At 70.8% G+C, this 16,536-nt stretch carries 13 protein-coding genes and 1 riboswitch; of the genes, 6 read left to right on the top strand and 7 right to left on the bottom strand.

Features of this window, described 5'->3' with window-relative positions; all coding sequences use genetic code 11:
• Positions 1 to 51 precede the first annotated feature (51 nt).
• Positions 52 to 1,401: an MFS transporter gene (locus tag AC1MFI_RS11870; protein WP_479817090.1), complete on the top strand. Its 1,350-nt coding sequence runs from the start codon at positions 52 to 54 to the stop codon at positions 1,399 to 1,401.
• On the opposite strand, the gene smc is transcribed toward AC1MFI_RS11870, so the two are convergent.
• Positions 1,398 to 5,018 carry a chromosome segregation protein SMC gene (gene smc, locus AC1MFI_RS11865; RefSeq protein ID WP_479817089.1) on the bottom strand — a complete coding sequence of 1,207 codons (3,621 nt, stop codon included), beginning with the start codon at positions 5,016 to 5,018 and terminating at the stop codon, positions 1,398 to 1,400. The genes AC1MFI_RS11870 and smc overlap by 4 nt on opposite strands.
• A 245-nt stretch (positions 5,019 to 5,263) precedes the next feature.
• Between smc and AC1MFI_RS11860 the strand changes: the two genes are divergently transcribed.
• From AC1MFI_RS11860 to AC1MFI_RS11850, 3 genes are read left to right on the top strand one after another with little or no spacing between them, the layout of a single operon-like run.
• The gene (locus AC1MFI_RS11860) at positions 5,264 to 6,289 is read left to right on the top strand and encodes a 3-oxoacyl-ACP synthase III (RefSeq protein WP_479817088.1); all 1,026 of its coding nucleotides are present in this window, start codon (positions 5,264 to 5,266) and stop codon (positions 6,287 to 6,289) included.
• Entirely contained in the window at positions 6,283 to 8,919 is a 2,637-nt protein-coding gene (locus tag AC1MFI_RS11855; protein ID WP_479817087.1) for an alpha/beta fold hydrolase, read from the top strand. Before AC1MFI_RS11860 ends, AC1MFI_RS11855 begins: the two co-directional genes overlap by 7 nt.
• Positions 8,916 to 9,881 carry an NAD-dependent epimerase/dehydratase family protein gene (locus AC1MFI_RS11850; RefSeq protein WP_479817085.1) on the top strand — a complete coding sequence of 322 codons (966 nt, stop codon included), beginning with the start codon at positions 8,916 to 8,918 and terminating at the stop codon, positions 9,879 to 9,881. Before AC1MFI_RS11855 ends, AC1MFI_RS11850 begins: the two co-directional genes overlap by 4 nt.
• 92 nt (positions 9,882 to 9,973) lie before the next feature.
• Here the strand turns inward: AC1MFI_RS11850 and AC1MFI_RS11845 are convergent, their stop codons facing one another.
• From AC1MFI_RS11845 to coaD, 6 genes are all read right to left on the bottom strand, one after another.
• Positions 9,974 to 10,804 carry a C40 family peptidase gene (locus tag AC1MFI_RS11845; RefSeq protein ID WP_479817084.1) on the bottom strand — a complete coding sequence of 277 codons (831 nt, stop codon included), beginning with the start codon at positions 10,802 to 10,804 and terminating at the stop codon, positions 9,974 to 9,976.
• Positions 10,805 to 10,806: 2 nt separating this feature from the next.
• Positions 10,807 to 10,991, bottom strand: a riboswitch (cyclic di-AMP (ydaO/yuaA leader).
• A 140-nt stretch (positions 10,992 to 11,131) separates the two neighbouring features.
• Positions 11,132 to 12,094: a bifunctional DNA-formamidopyrimidine glycosylase/DNA-(apurinic or apyrimidinic site) lyase gene (mutM, locus tag AC1MFI_RS11840; protein WP_479817083.1), complete on the bottom strand. Its 963-nt coding sequence runs from the start codon at positions 12,092 to 12,094 to the stop codon at positions 11,132 to 11,134.
• Positions 12,095 to 12,829 carry a ribonuclease III gene (gene rnc, locus AC1MFI_RS11835; protein WP_479817082.1) on the bottom strand — a complete coding sequence of 245 codons (735 nt, stop codon included), beginning with the start codon at positions 12,827 to 12,829 and terminating at the stop codon, positions 12,095 to 12,097.
• A gap of 75 nt (positions 12,830 to 12,904) precedes the next feature.
• Positions 12,905 to 13,108, bottom strand: coding sequence for a 50S ribosomal protein L32 (gene rpmF, locus AC1MFI_RS11830; protein WP_043445822.1), 204 nt, complete (start codon positions 13,106 to 13,108; stop codon positions 12,905 to 12,907).
• A gap of 2 nt (positions 13,109 to 13,110) precedes the next feature.
• Positions 13,111 to 13,677, bottom strand: a complete 567-nt coding sequence (locus tag AC1MFI_RS11825; RefSeq protein WP_479820865.1) for a YceD family protein — start codon at positions 13,675 to 13,677, stop codon at positions 13,111 to 13,113.
• A 154-nt stretch (positions 13,678 to 13,831) separates the two neighbouring features.
• Entirely contained in the window at positions 13,832 to 14,299 is a 468-nt protein-coding gene (coaD, locus tag AC1MFI_RS11820) for a pantetheine-phosphate adenylyltransferase (RefSeq protein WP_479817080.1), read from the bottom strand.
• Between the two features lie 106 nt (positions 14,300 to 14,405).
• Here coaD and AC1MFI_RS11815 point away from each other — a divergent pair, with 106 nt between their 5' ends.
• Together AC1MFI_RS11815 and AC1MFI_RS11810 are read left to right on the top strand one after the other, a co-directional pair.
• The gene (locus AC1MFI_RS11815) at positions 14,406 to 15,641 is read left to right on the top strand and encodes an aminotransferase class I/II-fold pyridoxal phosphate-dependent enzyme (protein ID WP_479817079.1); all 1,236 of its coding nucleotides are present in this window, start codon (positions 14,406 to 14,408) and stop codon (positions 15,639 to 15,641) included.
• Positions 15,642 to 15,646: 5 nt separating this feature from the next.
• A complete protein-coding gene (locus AC1MFI_RS11810) occupies positions 15,647 to 16,453 on the top strand; it encodes a spermidine synthase (protein ID WP_479820863.1) in 807 nt (268 codons plus the stop codon).
• The last annotated feature ends 83 nt before the right edge of the window (positions 16,454 to 16,536 follow it).

Below are 16,536 nucleotides of genomic sequence, written 5' to 3'. Positions count from 1 at the left end.
CATACGGGCCGATTGAGCATCCGTTCGAAGCAGTGACAGAATGCGAGCATCATGGCTGGACTTCCCCGCGCACGCTCGTTCCCACCCCTCAGGATCCTGCCCGGGAGGAAAGGCACCGGAGGTGCCCCGGCGGCGGAGCGCCAGCGCATCCCCCGCGAGATCAGGGTCCTGATCGCCGCGGCGTTCGTGATCGCCATCGGGTTCGGGCTCGTGGCGCCGATCCTTCCGCAATTCGCCCAGAGCTTCGATGTCGGAGTCACCGCCGCGTCGGTGATCGTCAGTGCCTTCGCGCTCACCAGGCTGCTCTTCGCGCCGGCCGGCGGCTGGCTCGTGGAGAGGCTCGGCGAGCGCCCGGTCTACATCGTCGGCCTGCTCATCGTGGCGCTCTCCACCGCCGCGTGCGCTTTTGCCGCCGACTACTGGCAGCTGCTGGTCTTCCGGGCCCTGGGCGGCATCGGCTCGACGATGTTCACCGTCTCGGCCATGGGGCTGATCGTGCGGCTCGCCCCGCCCGCCATGCGTGGCCGCGTCTCCGGCGCCTACGCGACGGCCTTCCTGCTGGGCAGTATCGGCGGGCCCATCATCGGCGGCCTGCTCGCGGGGCTGGGGCTCCGCGTACCGTTCCTCGTCTACGCGGCGGCGCTGCTGATCGCGTCGGCCGTGGTGTTCTTCCAGCTCAAGAACACCTCGCTCCAGGACCGGCAGTCCGCGCGGGACCAGGCGCCGTTGACGTTCCGGGAAGCGGCCAGGGACTCCGCGTACCGCGCGTCCCTCTTCTCGAGCTTCGCCAACGGCTGGTCCTCCTTCGGCATCCGGATGGCACTGGTACCGCTCTTCGCGACGGCGGTGCTCGACGCCGGACCGCAGATCGCCGGTATCTCCCTCGCCTTCTTCGCCGCCGGCACGGCCCTCGCCCTGACGGTGTCCGGGCGGCTCGCCGATACCGTCGGCCGGAAACCGCTCGTGGTCACCGGGCTCCTGGTGAACGGCGCCGCCATGGCAGCTCTCGGCTTCTCGGGGGACGTCGTCGTGTTCCTTGCGATCTGCGTGGTCGGAGGCGTGGGCACGGGACTCCTCAATCCTGCGCAGCAGGCCGCCGTCGCGGACGTCATCGGCAACGGGCGCAGCGGCGGCAAGGTCCTGGCGGCTTTCCAGATGAGCTCGGACCTCGGTGCGATCTTCGGGCCGATCGTGGCGGGCCTCATCATCGACACGCTCTTCCCCGGCTCCTACGACCTGGCCTTCGTGGCGACCGGCGCCCTCACCCTGCTCGCCGCCGCCGTCTGGCTCGGGTCACGGGAGACCCTCCCCCGGCCGCGTGAGGAGACCGACCGTTCGGTCCCGGGCGCGGACGGCCCGGCGGCATCGCGGACCAGGGACGCCGGACAGGCTCCGGACTAGCGGAGGACCTGCTCGACCTCGGCTGCCAGGCGCTGGCTGATGACGGTGGACACGCCGTCGCCGCGCATCGTCACGCCGTACAGCGCGTCGGCGACCTCCATGGTGCGCTTCTGGTGCGTGATGATGATGAGCTGGCTGGACTCGCGGAGTTCGCGGAAGATCGTGATCAGCCGCCCGAGGTTGGTGTCGTCGAGGGCGGCCTCGACCTCGTCCATGACGTAGAACGGCGAAGGACGGGCCTTGAAGATGGCGACCAGGAGGGCCACGGCCGTCAGCGACCTCTCCCCGCCCGAGAGCAGGGACAGTCGCTTGATCTTCTTCCCGGCCGGCCTGGCCTCCACCTCGATGCCGGTGGACAGCATGTCCGAGGGATCGGTGAGGAGGAGCCTGCCCTCGCCCCCGGGGAAGAGGGTCGCGAACACGCGCTCGAACTGTTCGGCGGTATCCCGGTAGGCAGCCGTGAAGACCTCCTCGACGCGCTCGTCGACTTCGCGGATGATGTCGAGGAGGTCCTTCCGGGTGGCCTTGAGGTCGGCCAGCTGCGCGCTGAGGAACTGGTGCCGCTCCTCGAGGGCCGCGAACTCCTCGAGCGCGAGGGGATTCACCTTGCCGAGGGCCGCGAGGTCCCGTTCGGCCCGCCTCAGCCTCTTCTCCTGCTGCTCCCGTACGAACGGGATGCCCTGCGGTACCGGCCGCCCGTCGTTGTCGACCGGCGTCCTCAGCGCGGCCCACTTGTCCTCGGCGACCGACTCCTCCGGCACCGGCAGGTGCGGGCCGAACTCCTGGACGAGATGGTCCGGGGTGAGGCCCAGCTCCTCGATGGAGCGGTTCTCGAGCGCCTCGATCCGCAGCCTCTGCTGGGTACGGGCGAGCTCGTCGCGGTGCACGGAATCGGTCAGGTGCGCGAGCTCGACGCCGAGGTCGGCATTCGCCTTCCGCACGTCCTGCAGGTCCGCGTCCTGCTGCTCACGGAGGCGCTCGGCGGTATCGCGCAGCTCCGCAGCCGCAGCGACCGAATCAGCAGCCCGCCGTTCGGCCCGCCGCGCCGCCTGCGCGACGGCGACCGCCGTCAGTGCCTGCGCCCTCCGGATCCTCGCCTTCTCGGCCGCCTGCTCCCGAGCACGACGCTCCGCCTGGGCCGCCCGCTCGAGCGACGCCGCCCGGTTCGCGAGCGCGGACAGCTGTTCCTCCCTGCTGCGCAGCGCGAGTCGCGCTTCCAGTTCCGCCTGCCGTGCATCGACGGCGGCGCGCTGCAGGATGTCCCGCTGCTCGGTGGACGGCTCGGCCTCGACCGGTTGTTCCTGGAGGTCCTTCAACCGCCGGGCGGCTTCCTGCAGCCTCGACTCCTCCTGTGCCAGGTTCGCCTCCGCGGCATGCAGGAGCGCCGTGAGCCGCTCGGCCTCTCCGGAGGCGGAGCGCACGCTCGCGTTGAGCTGGCCCAGCTGCTCGGCGATCGCGGCCATCCGCGCGTCCGACTCGTGCAGGCGGTCGAGCGCGGCGTCCACGCGCTGCTGCGCAGCCAGCCGGTCCGTCCTCGCCGCGGCCAGCCGGAACCGGAGCCGCTCCCTGGTGGCACCGGCCAGGTCCAGCTTCTCCTCCGTATCCCCCGCTGCTGCGCGGAGTTCGAGGTAGCCGGCGGCACCGGGGGTCCCGCCGCGGGCGGCGTGCCGGGACAGGACATCCCCGTCGCAGGTCACCGCGACCTCGGCCGTGCCCCTTTCGACGGCGCTGGCGGCCGCCGTGAGGTCCGCGACCACCACGACGCCGGCCAGGAGGTGGTCCAGCGCCGGCTGCACCGCGGGCGGGACGGTGACGACGGACAGGACGGGGACCGTACCGATGCTCCCGGGGGTCGGCACCCCGCCCGGCACCGACGGGGGCGCCCCGGGCGCTTCCTCCTGCAGCCCCGGTGCGACGACGAGCGATACCTGCCCGGCGTCGTCGTGCTTCATGAGCTCCAGGGCCCGCACTGCCGCGACGATGCTGTCCACGGCCACGGCGTCGGCGGAATGCGCCAGCGCAGCGGCCGCCGCCTTCTCGAAGCCGTGGGCCACCTGCAGCAGGCGAGCGAGCGGCTGGAGCACGCCGTCGAGCCCCGACGCGAGGAGGGCCCCGGAGCCGTCCCGCTGCTGCAGGCCCTCGCGCTGCGCCTCGAGCCGGGCGGCCAGGGCGCCGCGCTCGCGCTCCGCCGTCCGCTCCGCGTCGACCAGGGCGTCGAGGTCCTCCGTGATCGACCGGAGGATGGCGGACGCCTCCTCGTACTCGGCGTCCAGCCCCTCCTCGCCCTCCTCATCACCGGCGACCCGGGTCTCGAGGGCCGTGAAGTCGCGTTCGGCGGTCCGGCGACGTTCCTCGGCCGCGCCGATGGACGCACGGAGCCGGCCCACTTCCGCGACGGCCGATTCGACGCGGGAGCGTGCCGCACCCACCGTCCCGGCGAGCCGCGCATCCCCCTCCCGCCTGTCGGCGGCGGCCCGGAGCAGGCGTGCGAGCCTCGAGTCCTCGGCCGAGGACGCCTCCTCGGCCGCGCGGCGGCCGGCGAGGGTCTCCTCGAGCGCCCGGCCGAGCGCCGCGACCTCGTCCTGCAGACCGGCGACCTCTGCGCGTACGCGGTCGGCCTGCCGGTCCAGGTGGTCGGGGTCGCGCCCCTGGTCGGGTTCCGCCCCGCCCTGCCCCAGCAGGTGCCCCCGGTCCTCGGCCCGGGCGGCGAGCGCGGCCAGCTTCTCCCGGGCACTGGACAGGGCGTACCAGCTCTCCCGTGCGCTGTTCAGTGCAGGAACCGCCGCCGCTGCCGACTGCTCGAGGTCCGCCTGACGTTCACGGCCCGCGCCGAGCTGCTTCTCGACCTCTTCGCGGCGGGCGTGGAGCGCGGCCTCGGCGGCGACGTCGCGCTCGTAGCCGGAGCGCAGGCCGACCAGCTCGTCCGCGAGCAGCCGGGACCGGGCGTCCCGCACGGCGAACTGCACCTGCTGGGCGCGGCGGGCGACCTCGGCCTGCTTGCCGAGCGGGGTCAGCTGCCGCCGCAGCTCGGCCGTGAGGTCGGAGAGCCGCGCGAGGTTGACCTGCATCGCCTCGAGCTTCCGCACGGTCTTCTCGCGCCGGCGTCGGTGCTTGAGGATCCCCGCGGCTTCCTCGATGAAGCCGCGTCGCTCCTCGGGCGTGGCATGCAGCACCTTGTCGAGCTGGCCCTGCCCGACGATCACGTGCATCTCGCGGCCCAGCCCGGAATCCGAGAGGAGCTCCTGGATGTCCAGGAGCCTGCAGTTCTTGCCGTTGATCGCGTATTCGGAGCCGCCCGCCCTGAACAGGGTGCGGGAGATGGTGACCTCGGAGTACTCGATCGGCAGGGCGCCGTCCGCGTTGTCGATGGTCAGGGATACCTGGGCCCGTCCCAGGGGCGCCCGGCCCGAGGTCCCGGCGAAGATGACGTCCTCCATCTTGCCGCCGCGCAGGGTCTTGGCCCCCTGCTCCCCCATCACCCAGGCAAGGGCATCCACGACGTTCGACTTGCCGGAACCGTTGGGCCCGACGACGGCGGTGACGCCGGGTTCGAAGTCGAAGGTGGTTGCCGAGGCGAAAGACTTGAACCCTCGCACGGTTAGACTCTTCAGATGCACAGTGTCAGGATCTCCAGGTGGGTCGGGGCTGTCCCAATGTACTGGAACGCACCGACTGTACGGAGCATCGGCCGGGCAAGGCCGCGGGCCCACGCCAATTCGGAGTGACCGCCCCACGCATTAAGAAGTAGGCTTACAAAAGTTTCAGCAGTATTTTCAGCAGTATCCAGAGGCGTCCAGGCCGATCCACCCGTGGATCCCTTCCGGCCACGAACCGGCGCTGACCAGTTGACGAGGCAGGAAATTTGACCGGTAACGCGACGTTTCGACATGACAACACGGCCTTGCTCGCCGTCACGAGTGTGGAGGCGCCGGTAGTCGTCAGTTCCGCAGAGTTCGACGAACGGCTGGCCCCCAGCCTGAAGAGGCTCCGACTCTCGAAGCGGCTCCTCGAGCGCGTGGCCGGGGTCACGGAGCGCCGCTGGTGGTCGCCGGGGTCGGACTTCGACGACGCCGCCATCGAAGCCGGCGCCAAGGCGATGGCCGAAGCGGGCATCGAGCCCGGCGACGTCGGCCTGCTCATCAACACCTCCGTCACCCGGCGGAACCTCGAACCGTCGGTCGCGGTGAAGATCCACCATTCCCTGGGCCTCCCGTCCTCGGCCATGAACTTCGACCTCGCCAACGCCTGCCTCGGCTTCGTCAACGGCATGACCCTCGCGGCGAACATGATCGATTCGGGGCAGATCAAGTACGCCCTGATCGTCGCCGGCGAGGACGCCCAGCGGACGCAGGAAGCGACCTTCAACCGCCTGAACCGTGAGGACTCGACGCGCGAGGACTTCCTCAGCGAATTCGCGACCCTCACCCTCGGCTCCGGTGCTGCCGCCGCCGTGATCGGCCCCGCCGACCTCCACCCCGGCTCGCACCGCATCATCGGCGGGGTGTCCCGCGCGGGGACGCAGCACCACGAGCTGTGCGTGGGCGGCATCGACGGGATGTACACCGACACCAAGGGACTGCTCGACGGCGGACTCGAACTCGTGGTCACCGCGTGGCACGAGGCACAGGCGGACGGCTGGAGGTGGGACGCGATGGACCGCTACGTCACGCACCAGGTGTCCAACTCCTACACCAACGCAATCATCAAGGCCGTGGACCTCGAGCGCGAACGCGTCCCCATCACCTTCCCGCACTGGGGCAACGTGGGACCGGCGTCCCTGCCCATGACCCTCGCGCAGGAGGCGCAGTCCCTCACCCCCGGCGACCGCGTGCTGTGCCTCGGCGTCGGATCCGGCCTGAACACCTCCATGATGGAGATTGCGTGGTAGCACTCCCCGGCGTCGACCCCTCATGGTCGACGTATCTCGACGTGCCCTCGACCAGCGGGGCGGACGCCCCGGGAGCGAGCCACCGCTGGCACTACCTCGACAACGGGCTCGGCCGCGGCGGCGAGGACGTGCGGGGTACGCTGCTGTGCGTCCACGGGAACCCCACGTGGTCCTATCTCTGGCGGAGCTATCTCGCGGCCGGCCTCGCTGCCGGTTGGCGCGTGATCGCCGTGGACCAGCTCGACATGGGCTACTCCGAGCGCACGGGTGCGTTCCGGCGCCTGGCGGACCGCATCACGGACCTCGAGGACTTCGTCGCGGCCGTGGGGCTCACCGGTCCCGTCGTCACGGTCGGCCATGACTGGGGCGGCGTCGTCAGCCTCGGTTACGCCGACCGCAACCGGGAGGACCTCGCAGGGGTCATCCTCACGAACACGGCCATCCACCAGGATCCGGACCGCCGCATCCCCGCGCCGCTCAGGCTCGCGCTCGCCCCGGGCGTCCACGGCCTCGGCACCCGGACCACCAGCGCCTTCCTGGACGTGACGCTCGCCCTCGCGCGGCCCGCCCTGGACCGCGACGTACGCCGTGCGTTCCGGGATCCGTACCGCACGGTGGCCGATCGCCAGGGCATCGCGAACTTCGTCTCGGACATCCCTGCCGACCCGTCCCACCCGAGCCACTCCGCGCTCACCACGACGGCGGAGGGCATCCGCAGTATCGACGTCCCCGTGCTGATGATGTGGGGACCGCAGGATCCCATCTTCTCGGACCCCTACCTCGAGGACCTCGCCCGCCGGCTGCCCCATGCGGACGTCCACCGTTTCGAGCGCGCAAGCCACCTCGTGCAGGAGGACGCCGACACGGCGTCGACCGCGATGGAGTGGCTGGTGGCGCGGTCCGTCGGCGCGGGCGCACCCGTCGCCGCCGCCACGACACCCCCGGACGACCTCCTGGACGACACGGCCTACGAACCGCTGGGCCGACGACTCGCAGACCTCGCCGCCGGGCCGCAGGGTTCGACGACGGCTGTCGCGGAGATGACTCCTGCCGGTCCGCCGCGCACCCTGTCCTGGCGGGAGCTCGCCGACGACGTGGACGCCGTCGCCGCGGGCCTGGTGGCGCTGGGCTACGGCTCCGGCAGCCGCGTGAGCCTGCTCGTGCCCCCCGGAGTGGACCTCACCGTCCTGATCTACGCCTGCCTCCGGATCGGCGCCGTGATCGTGGTCGCCGACGCCGGCCTCGGCGCCCGCGGTCTCAACCGGGCCGTCAAGGGTGCCGCGCCCGACGTCGTCATCGGTATCGAACGCGCCCTCCTCGCCGCCCGTGCCTTCGGCTGGCCCGGGCGCCGGATCAGCGCCACCGCGCTGCCGGCGGCGAAACGGACGATGCTCAACGTGGAGGCTTCGCTCAACGACCTGCGCGCCGCACGGCCCGGACCGTCGGCCCCGCCCACCCCGGCTGCCGATGCCGACGCCGCGATCCTCTTCACCTCGGGCTCGACCGGCCCGGCGAAGGGCGTGGTCTACACCCACCGCCGGCTCTCCGCGATGCGCGACGCCGTCGAGTCCACGCTCGGACTCGGGCCGGGCGCATCGCTCGTGGCAGGCTTCGCGCCGTTCGCCCTGCTCGGCCCCGCGCTCGGTGCGACCTCCGTCACGCCCGCCATGGACGTGACAGCCCCGCGGACACTGACCGCGCAGGCCCTCGCCGATGCTGCCGATGCCGTCGGCGCGAGCGTCGTCTTCGCATCGCCGGCAGCCCTGCGGAACGTGCTCGCCACATCGTCCGACCTCAGCCCGGCCGGAACGAAGGCCCTGGCACGGATCTCGCTGCTACTCTCCGCCGGCGCCCCGATCCCCGTCCCGCTCCTGGATGCCCTGCAGCACCTCGTGCCCGCAGCGTCCCTCCACACGCCCTACGGAATGACGGAGTCGCTCCTCGTCGCGGACATCGACCACGACGGCATCCGGGCCGCGGCGGCGGCTGCGGCGTCCGGACTCGCCGGCGCCGGCAACGGGGTCTGCGTCGGCCGCCCGGTCCACGGAGCCCGGGTGTCCGTGGCCCCGCTCGACGGCGCCGGCGCGGCGACCGGGGAGCCGACGGCGGCGCCGGGAGTGACGGGCGAGATCCTCGTCGACGCCCCCCACGTCAAGGACCGCTACTTCCGGCTGTGGAGGACGCAGCAGGATTCCGCACGCACGCACCCCTGGCACCGCACGGGCGACGTCGGGCACCTCGACGCGGACGGCCGCCTCTGGGTGGAGGGCAGGCTGGGGCACGTCATCACCACCGCGGCGGGGATCGTGACGCCCGTCGGACTCGAGCAGGCGCTCGAGGCGGTGGACGGGGTCCGTCTCGCGGCGGTCGTCGGCGTGGGCCCTTCGGGTACCCAGGCGGTCGTCGCAGTCCTCGAGACGAAGGATGCGGGACGCCGTCCGCACCTCGCCGCCTCCCCGCTGGCGGCGGCTGCCCGGTCCGCGGCGCGCGGACGCGGTATCGGACTCGCAGCCGTCATCACGGTTCCGGCGCTTCCGGTGGACATCCGCCACAATGCGAAGATCGACCGCGCGCGGATCTCCGAGTGGAGCGGCCGGTTCCTCTCCGGCGGACGGGCGGGATCCCTGTGACGGTCCTCGTGACCGGAGCGAGCGGCATGCTCGGACGCGCCGTCGCGGAGCACCTCCTCGACGACGGCCACGAGGTGCGGTGCTTCCAGCGCCGCCCCTCCCGCGTCGAGGGCGCCCAGGACGTCCTCGGATCGATCACGGACAGGACGGCCGTCGCCGCGGCGGTGGAGGGCTGCGACGCCGTGATCCACCTGGCCGCGAAGGTGTCCTTCACGGGCGCCACCGACGAGTTCGTCCGCACGAACATCGACGGCACCCGGTACCTCCTCGACGCCGCCGCGGAGGCAGGGGTCACCGACGTCGTCCACGTCTCCTCGCCATCGGTCGCACACCAGGGGACGTCGCTGGTCGGTGCCGCGGCCGGTCCGGCCGATCCAGACCACGCCCGGGGCCACTATGCGCGCACCAAGGCAGCGGCCGAACTGCTGGCCCTCGCCCGTTCCACCCCGGCCTTCCGCGTCGCGGCGGTACGGCCACACATCGTCTGGGGTCCGGGCGACACGCAGCTCGTGGAACGCGTCATCGACCGGGCCCGCCACGGCCGGTTGCCCCTCCTCGACGGAGGGACCGCCCTGATCGACACCACGTACGTCGACAACGCCGCGTCGGCCATCGTCGCCTGCCTCTGCCGGATCGAGGCCGCCCGGGGCCAGGCGTTCGTCGTGACCAACGGCGAGCCGCGCCCCATCGCAGAGCTGCTCGAGGGGATCTGCCGTGCCGGAGGCGTGCGGCCGCCCGCATGGTCCGTACCCGGAACCATCGCGCGCGGTGCGGGCGCGGTGATCGAGCGCGCCTGGAGCGCGCTTCGGCGGCCGGACGAACCACCCATGACCCGCTTCCTCGCCGAGCAGCTGTCGACGGCGCACTGGTTCGACCAGCGGCGCACCCGGGAGGTCCTGCAGTGGGAACCGTCGGTCGCTCTCGACGACGGCTTCGAGCGGCTGGCCGCCTCCTACCGCTGAGCCGGCGACCCCACCGGGACATGACGAAGGACGGGATGCATGCATCCCGCCCTTCTGTGTCACTGGTGCGTCATCGGCGGACCGACGACACGCTAGCGGGTGTAGTAGCCGTCCACCGACATGACGTTGACGGAGTGCACCTGCGTACCCTGCGAGGGGTTGAGAGCACTGATCATCTGGCCGTTGCCGAGGTAGATACCGACGTGGCTGCCGCCGTTCTGGCTCACCAGGTCGCCCGGCTGGGGGTTGCCGGTGGGACGCAGGGCTGCGAACTGCGCCCAGGTGGTGCGCGGGAGGCTGATGCCGTTCTGGGCGTAGGCCCACTGGACGAAGCCCGAGCAGTCCCAGGCGCCGTAGGCGGTGCCGCCGTAGACGTAGCCGGACCCCTTGCCCTGCAGGGCCGTTCCGACGATGCCACCAGCCGCCGGAGCGACCGATGCCGACTGGAAGCTGTACGGCGCAGCAGGAGCAGGAGCAGCGGGAGCAGCCTGCGGTGCGGCTACCACGGAAGCGGACTGCACCGAGTACTGCGGGGATGCAGCCGAACCGCTGAGCGAGAGCGACTGGCCGGGGTAGATGATCGAGCTGTAGCCGAGGCCGTTGGCCGTGAACAGGCCGTCGAGGCTCACGCCGTGAGCCGCTGCGATGCTGCCGAGGGTGTCGCCGGCCTGGACCGTGTAGGAACCGGCTGAAGCGGTGCTCACTGCTGCGGCCTGCTGGCTGACCGTCTCGACGGGGACGATCTCACCAGCGGCGCTGGCCGGAAGTGCTGCGCCCATCATGATGCCGGATGCGGCAACCACGACGGCTGCGGGCTTGCCGGCAACCGAGGCAGTCGCGGTGACTGCACGGGATGCGGTGACGAGGGGGTTGATGCGCGCGGGGACGGCCCGGTGGCGCGCGACATGGCTCTTTCTGGACATGATGATGCCTTTCCCAATGCCTACGAAGTTAGCTGTCGGGTTCGGATGGGACATCCGGACGCGCTGTTCGTGGATCACCGCCCCAAAGCTGGTCCACGCGTGTCTTTACCCCTAGGACTCGTGACCGAGTCCGCTATCGGTTCCCCCGCCCCTGTCGAATGTCTTGTGCGAACGGTCCGTCCTCATCGACAGGGTTAGGCAGAGTGAGGAAGGGCGCCCCTCCGTTGTGGACGGGCGCGGGATCAACGGTACGCGCTGGGCCTGCTCTTGTCACGTTTGGATCACGAGACTTGATCTCACCCGGCATCCGGCATCCGGCACGCTCGACTACAGGCGTGCGTTGCGCGGCTTCGGTTGGCAGAAAGGACACAGGTAGGACGACCTGTTCATGAAGGACTCCCGGCGCAGCAGGGTGTGCCGGCCCTCCGCAGCGCACCGACGGCAGGCCTGGCCTGCGCGGCCGTAGGCTTCGAGGTCGCGGGCGAAGTAGCCGGACGCCCCGTTCACGTTCACGTACAGCGCATCGAAGCTCGTTCCGCCGGCCGCCAGGGCGCGGGTCATGACGGTGGTGGCCGCCTCGAGGATGCGCTCGGTATCGGGACGCCTCATGGTGTCGGTGGGACGGGCGTAGTGGAACCTGGCCGCCCATAACGCCTCGTCGGCATAGATGTTGCCGATACCCGAGATGAGGCCCTGATCGAGCAGGGCACGTTTGAGCCCGGTCCTCCGTTCCCGGAGGCGTCGGTGGAAGGACTCCGCGGAGAACGCCGGATCGAGGGGATCGCGCGCGATGTGCGCGGCCTGATGGGGCACCAGGGGAAGGCCGCCGGCTCCGAGCCCGCCCGGCCCGCCGTCCTCCGTCGGCTCCAGGTCGGCGACGAACATGCCGCCGAAGATGCGCTGGTCCACGAACCGCAGATCGGCCGGAAGGTCCGCGCCGTCCTCGTCGAGAGCGCGGGAGAGCCGGAGGCGTACCTTGAGGTGCTTCTCCTGCGGCGCACCAGGCTCTTCGATCAGCAGCTGCCCGCTCATGCCGAGGTGGGCCATGAGTGCCACGCGGGGGCGCGCTGCCGCGCCCGCGTGGTCCTCGAGGGTCATCCAGAGGAACTTCCCGCGGCGTACGACGTCCCTCACGCGGGCACCCGTCACGTTCCCCTCGAAGTCCTCCACTCCGGCGACATGACGTCGGAGCGACCGGGCGTCCAGGACCTCGACGGTCTCGATGACCCGCCCGCTCACCCAGCGCGCAAGGCCGCGGCGCACCACCTCGACCTCGGGCAGTTCAGGCATTCAGGGCCCGACGGCGGGCCGGGCGTCCGCCGCATCGCCGTCCGGCGATGCACCGGCACCGGACACCAGGAGCTTCCAGGACTCGGCCGCGGCCGCCTGCTCGGCTTCCTTCTTCGAATTCCCGTATCCGGAGCCGTACGCCACACCGCCGATCAGCAGGCGCGCCGTGAAGGTGCGGGCGTGGTCGGGCCCCGTCCCCTCCACCTGGTAGTCGATGAGTCCGAGGCGCCGTGCGGCCGCTGTCTCCTGGATGCGGGTCTTCCAGTCGGTGCCCTCGCCGAGCACGGCGGAATCCCGCAGCAATGGTCCGATGAGCCGCATGACCATCGCGCGCGCGGTCTCGATGCCATGGCTGAGGTAGGCCGCACCGATGACTGCCTCCATGGTGTCGGCGAGGATCGAGGCCTTGTCGCGCCCGTTGGTGAGTTTCTCACCCTGCCCGAGCAGCACGTGGCTCCCGAGGTCCAGGGTACGGGCCACCCCGGCGAGTGCCTTGGTGCTGACGACGGCGGATCGCCTCTTCGCAAGTTCCCCCTCGGAGAGTCCGGGGTTGTCGCGGTACAGCGCATCCGTCACCGAGAGGCCCAACACCGAGTCGCCGAGGAATTCCAGGCGCTCGTTGGTGGGGATCCCGCCCTTCTCATAGGCGTAGGACCGGTGGGTCAGGGCAAGACGAAGCGTCTCGGCGTCGATGTCGACGCCGAGACGCTTCGTAAGGTCTTCAGTATTCTTCACAACCGCATCAGCTGATCCAGCACCGGGCCGATGCCCGCCGCACCGTCAGGTACGCGGCGGGCCGGGGGTCCGTTGTCAGACGTCGGCTACCTTGCGGCCCTTGTACTCGAGGAACAGCGGCGTGCCTGCTGAATCGGTGACAACCTTGGCCTGGTGGGCGAGGCTGTAGGTGACGCGGCCGTTCTCGAGGGTCTTGACCAGCTTGGGGGCGGTTGCCTTCCACTGGGACCGGCGTGCGCGGGTATTCGCGCGGGACATCTTCCGCTTGGGGACAGCCACGGCTAACTCTCTTCTCTCTCGTCTGACTCTGACTTGGGTGCCGCGTCATTCTCAGCGGCGGTGCCTGCCAACCCGGCGAGGGCTGACCAGCGAGGATCCAAAACTTCATGGTGGTGGTCCGGATCATCGTTGAGCCGGGCTCCGCATTCGGAACACAGACCCTGGCAATCCTCCCGGCACACCGGCTGGAATGGCAGCGACGTAACCACCGCATCCCTCAGCACGGGTTCCAGATCGACCGAATCGTTCTCCACCCTGTGCTGTTCTTCCTCCTCTTCCACCGACAGCGACTCGGAGTCGCTGTAGAAGAAGAGCTCCTGGATCTCCACGTCGCGGTCGAACCGCAGTGGCTCCAGGCAACGGCCGCACTCGCCGGTTACCTCGACGTTTGCCGTTCCCGACACCAGGATTCCCTCGTGTACCGATTCGAAGCGCAGATCGAGTTCCATCTCGGAACCCTCCTGCACGCCGATCAGGGCGACGCCGAAGTCCTTCGGTGCCGGTACATGTTCCTCGAGTGTCCGCATGCTTCCCGGACTGCGTCCGAGATCCTTGACGCTGAACGTCAGCGGCGAACTGAGATCGCTTTTAATGGTGACTCCTGTAGAACATATGACCGACGTACCATCCTAGCCTGATCACCCGGGCAGGCCCAAAACGACGGGCCGGCAGGCGGCGAGGATGCCGCAGACGGGGCTGACCCGGCCCGCGCGGCGAGGACCGTCATGGTACGAGCCGACGGAGGACGGCGTCCGGGACGAAGGGACGGACGTCGCCTCCGAGCGAGGCGACCTCCTTCAGCAGCGTGGACGAGACGTGGGCGAAGTCCGCGGCGGTGGGCAGGAACACGGTCTCGACGTCGGCGAGGTGGCGGTTCATCGTGGCCATCGGCAGTTCGTAGTCGAAGTCCAGGCACGATCGCAGCCCCTTCACGAGCGCCGTAGCTCCCTGCTCCCTGCAGAAGTCCGCCAGGAGTCCGGTGGCCATCGGCAGCACGGTGACTCCGGGCAGGTGCGAGAGGCTCTCGGTGCAGAACGCCATGCGGTCGTCGATGCCGAACCGGTACGTCTTCGCGTGGTTCGTCGCCACCGCGACGATCACCTCGTCGAAGAGCCGCGCGGCACGGCTGATGACCTCGATGTGCCCGTTGTGGACGGGGTCGAACGATCCGGGGCAGACGGCGCGGCTCATAGCCCCACCCTACCGAAGAGCGTGACGAACCGCGGGAGTACGCATCCACCGTGATCCGCCGTCGGGATCCGCCGTCGGGATCCGCCGGAGCGGCAATACTGGAGTCATGAGTACACACGCAGGGAAGAGCGCGGTCCGGAGCAGCGGCACGGCGCCGTGGGCGAGGGCGGCGCTCGGGGCCAACCTGCTCGACCGCGACGGAAACCTCGGCATCACCATCTTCGAGGAGGTCACGGCCCTGGCGCAGCACCATTCGGCGATCAACCTGGGCCAGGGCTTCCCGGACGAGGACGGACCGCGGGAAGTCCTGGACGCCGCCCGCTCCGCCATCGCCGACGGCGCCAACCAGTACGCGCCGGGCCAGGGACTCGCCGTCCTGCGCCACGCCATCGCCGCCCATCAGGAGCGCTTCTACGGCCTGGCCGTGGATCCGCTGACCGAGGTGATCGTGAGCACGGGCGCCACGGAGTCGATCGCGGCGGCGATCCTCGCGTTCGCCGGCCCCGGCGACGAGGTGCTGACCTTCGAACCCTTCTACGACTCCTACGGCGCCGTGATCGGGCTCTCGGGTGCCACGCACACCACGGCCCCGCTGCGGGCGCCCGACTTCCAGCCCGATGCCGCGAGCCTCGAAGCGGCGTTCACCGACCGCACGAGGATCGTCGTCGTCAACAACCCGCACAACCCGACAGGCAGCGTCCTCAGCAGGTCGGCCCTCGAACTGATCGTCCGGCTCGCGCAGCGCCACGGTGCCATCATCGTGACGGACGAGGTGTACGAGCACCTCACCTTCGGGGCCGCGCACCTGCCGATCGCCACCCTGCCCGGGGCCGCAGAGCGCACCCTGACCATCTCCTCCGCGGGGAAGACGTTCTCCGTGACCGGGTGGAAGATCGGCTGGCTCACCGGGCCGGCCGATCTGGTGTCCCAGGTGCGCACCGTCAAGACCTTCCTGACGTACACCTCGGGGACACCCTTCCAGGGCGCCGTGGCCCTCGGCCTCGGACTGCCCGACGGCTTCTTCTCCTCCGCCGCGGCGACCCTGCGGAAGAAGCGGGACCTGCTCGGTGAGGGCCTGCGGGCAGCCGGCTTCGACGTCTTCGAGCCGGAGGGCACGTTCTTCACGATGGTCGACGCGGCACCGCTCGGCATCGAGGACGCCACCGATCTCGCGCGACGCCTGCCGTCCCTGATCGGCGTCGCGGCCATCCCCGTCGCCATGTTCTGCCACGAGGAGGGAGCGCAGCGGACGCGGTCGCTGCTGCGGTTCGCCTTCTGCAAGCGCTTCGACGTGATCGAGGAGGGCGCGCGCCGCCTCGCGACTCTGCGGGATCGGGTGTGAGCGCGATGCAGCAGCCCGGCTCCGACGACTTCGAGGTACCCACACGCTGGCTGCCCGGAACGGGTGCGTACGCGGAGATCGACGAGGACGCCTACATCGAGGGCGCCCTCATCCTGAGTATCGGGGGCGCCCAGCAGTCGCACGTGGACATGCTCCATCCCGAACGCGTGTTCTACGAATACCTGCAGCGCATCGCCAACGTCATCGACCTGGCGGGGCCGCCCGGCGCTCCCCTGCGGATCCTGCACCTCGGCGCCGGAGCCCTCACTCTCGTGCGGTATGTCCAGGCGACGCGGCCGGGATCTCAGCAGATCGCCGTCGACCTCGAGTCCGACCTGATCGGATTCGTCCTCGACGCGATGCCGCTGCCCGAGGGGACCGCCTGCGAGATCATCATCGGGGACGCGGCCGACGCCGTCCTGGAGCAGCCGGACGCCGCCTTCGACGTGGTCGTACTGGACATCTTCGCCGGAGCCGACGCGCCCGCCCACCTGACGTCGCCGGATTTCGCCGCCCACCTCCTGCGGGTCTGCACCGCGGACGGGGTGGTGCTGGTGAACGTCGGCGACGATCCTCCGCTCGCGTTCGCCCGCGCGCAGAGCCGTCAGCTCTCGGGGCTGGCGGGCGCAGCCGCCGTCCTCACCGAGGCGGGGATGGTGGGCGGCGACCATGCCGGCAACGTCATCGTCGCCGCGCGGTCCGCGGGCTGGCCGGACGCCTGGACCGCGGCGCTCCTCGCCGCCGGCCCGCACCCTGCGGCCGTCCTCGCAGGGCCCGAGCGCCAGGCCTTCGAACTGGCTCCCGGCGCATAACGCACCGCACCCCCCGGCAGCGACCCGACGGGTCGTGTCCCTGTCAAGCAGGATTCCGGCTCGCACCGGGGTCCTCGCCCTCC

The sequence above is a fragment of the Arthrobacter sp. BC5 genome, assembly GCF_056680255.1.
The sequence above is the reverse complement of the archived record's forward strand: the minus strand, read 5'-3'. Positions and strand labels throughout refer to the sequence as shown.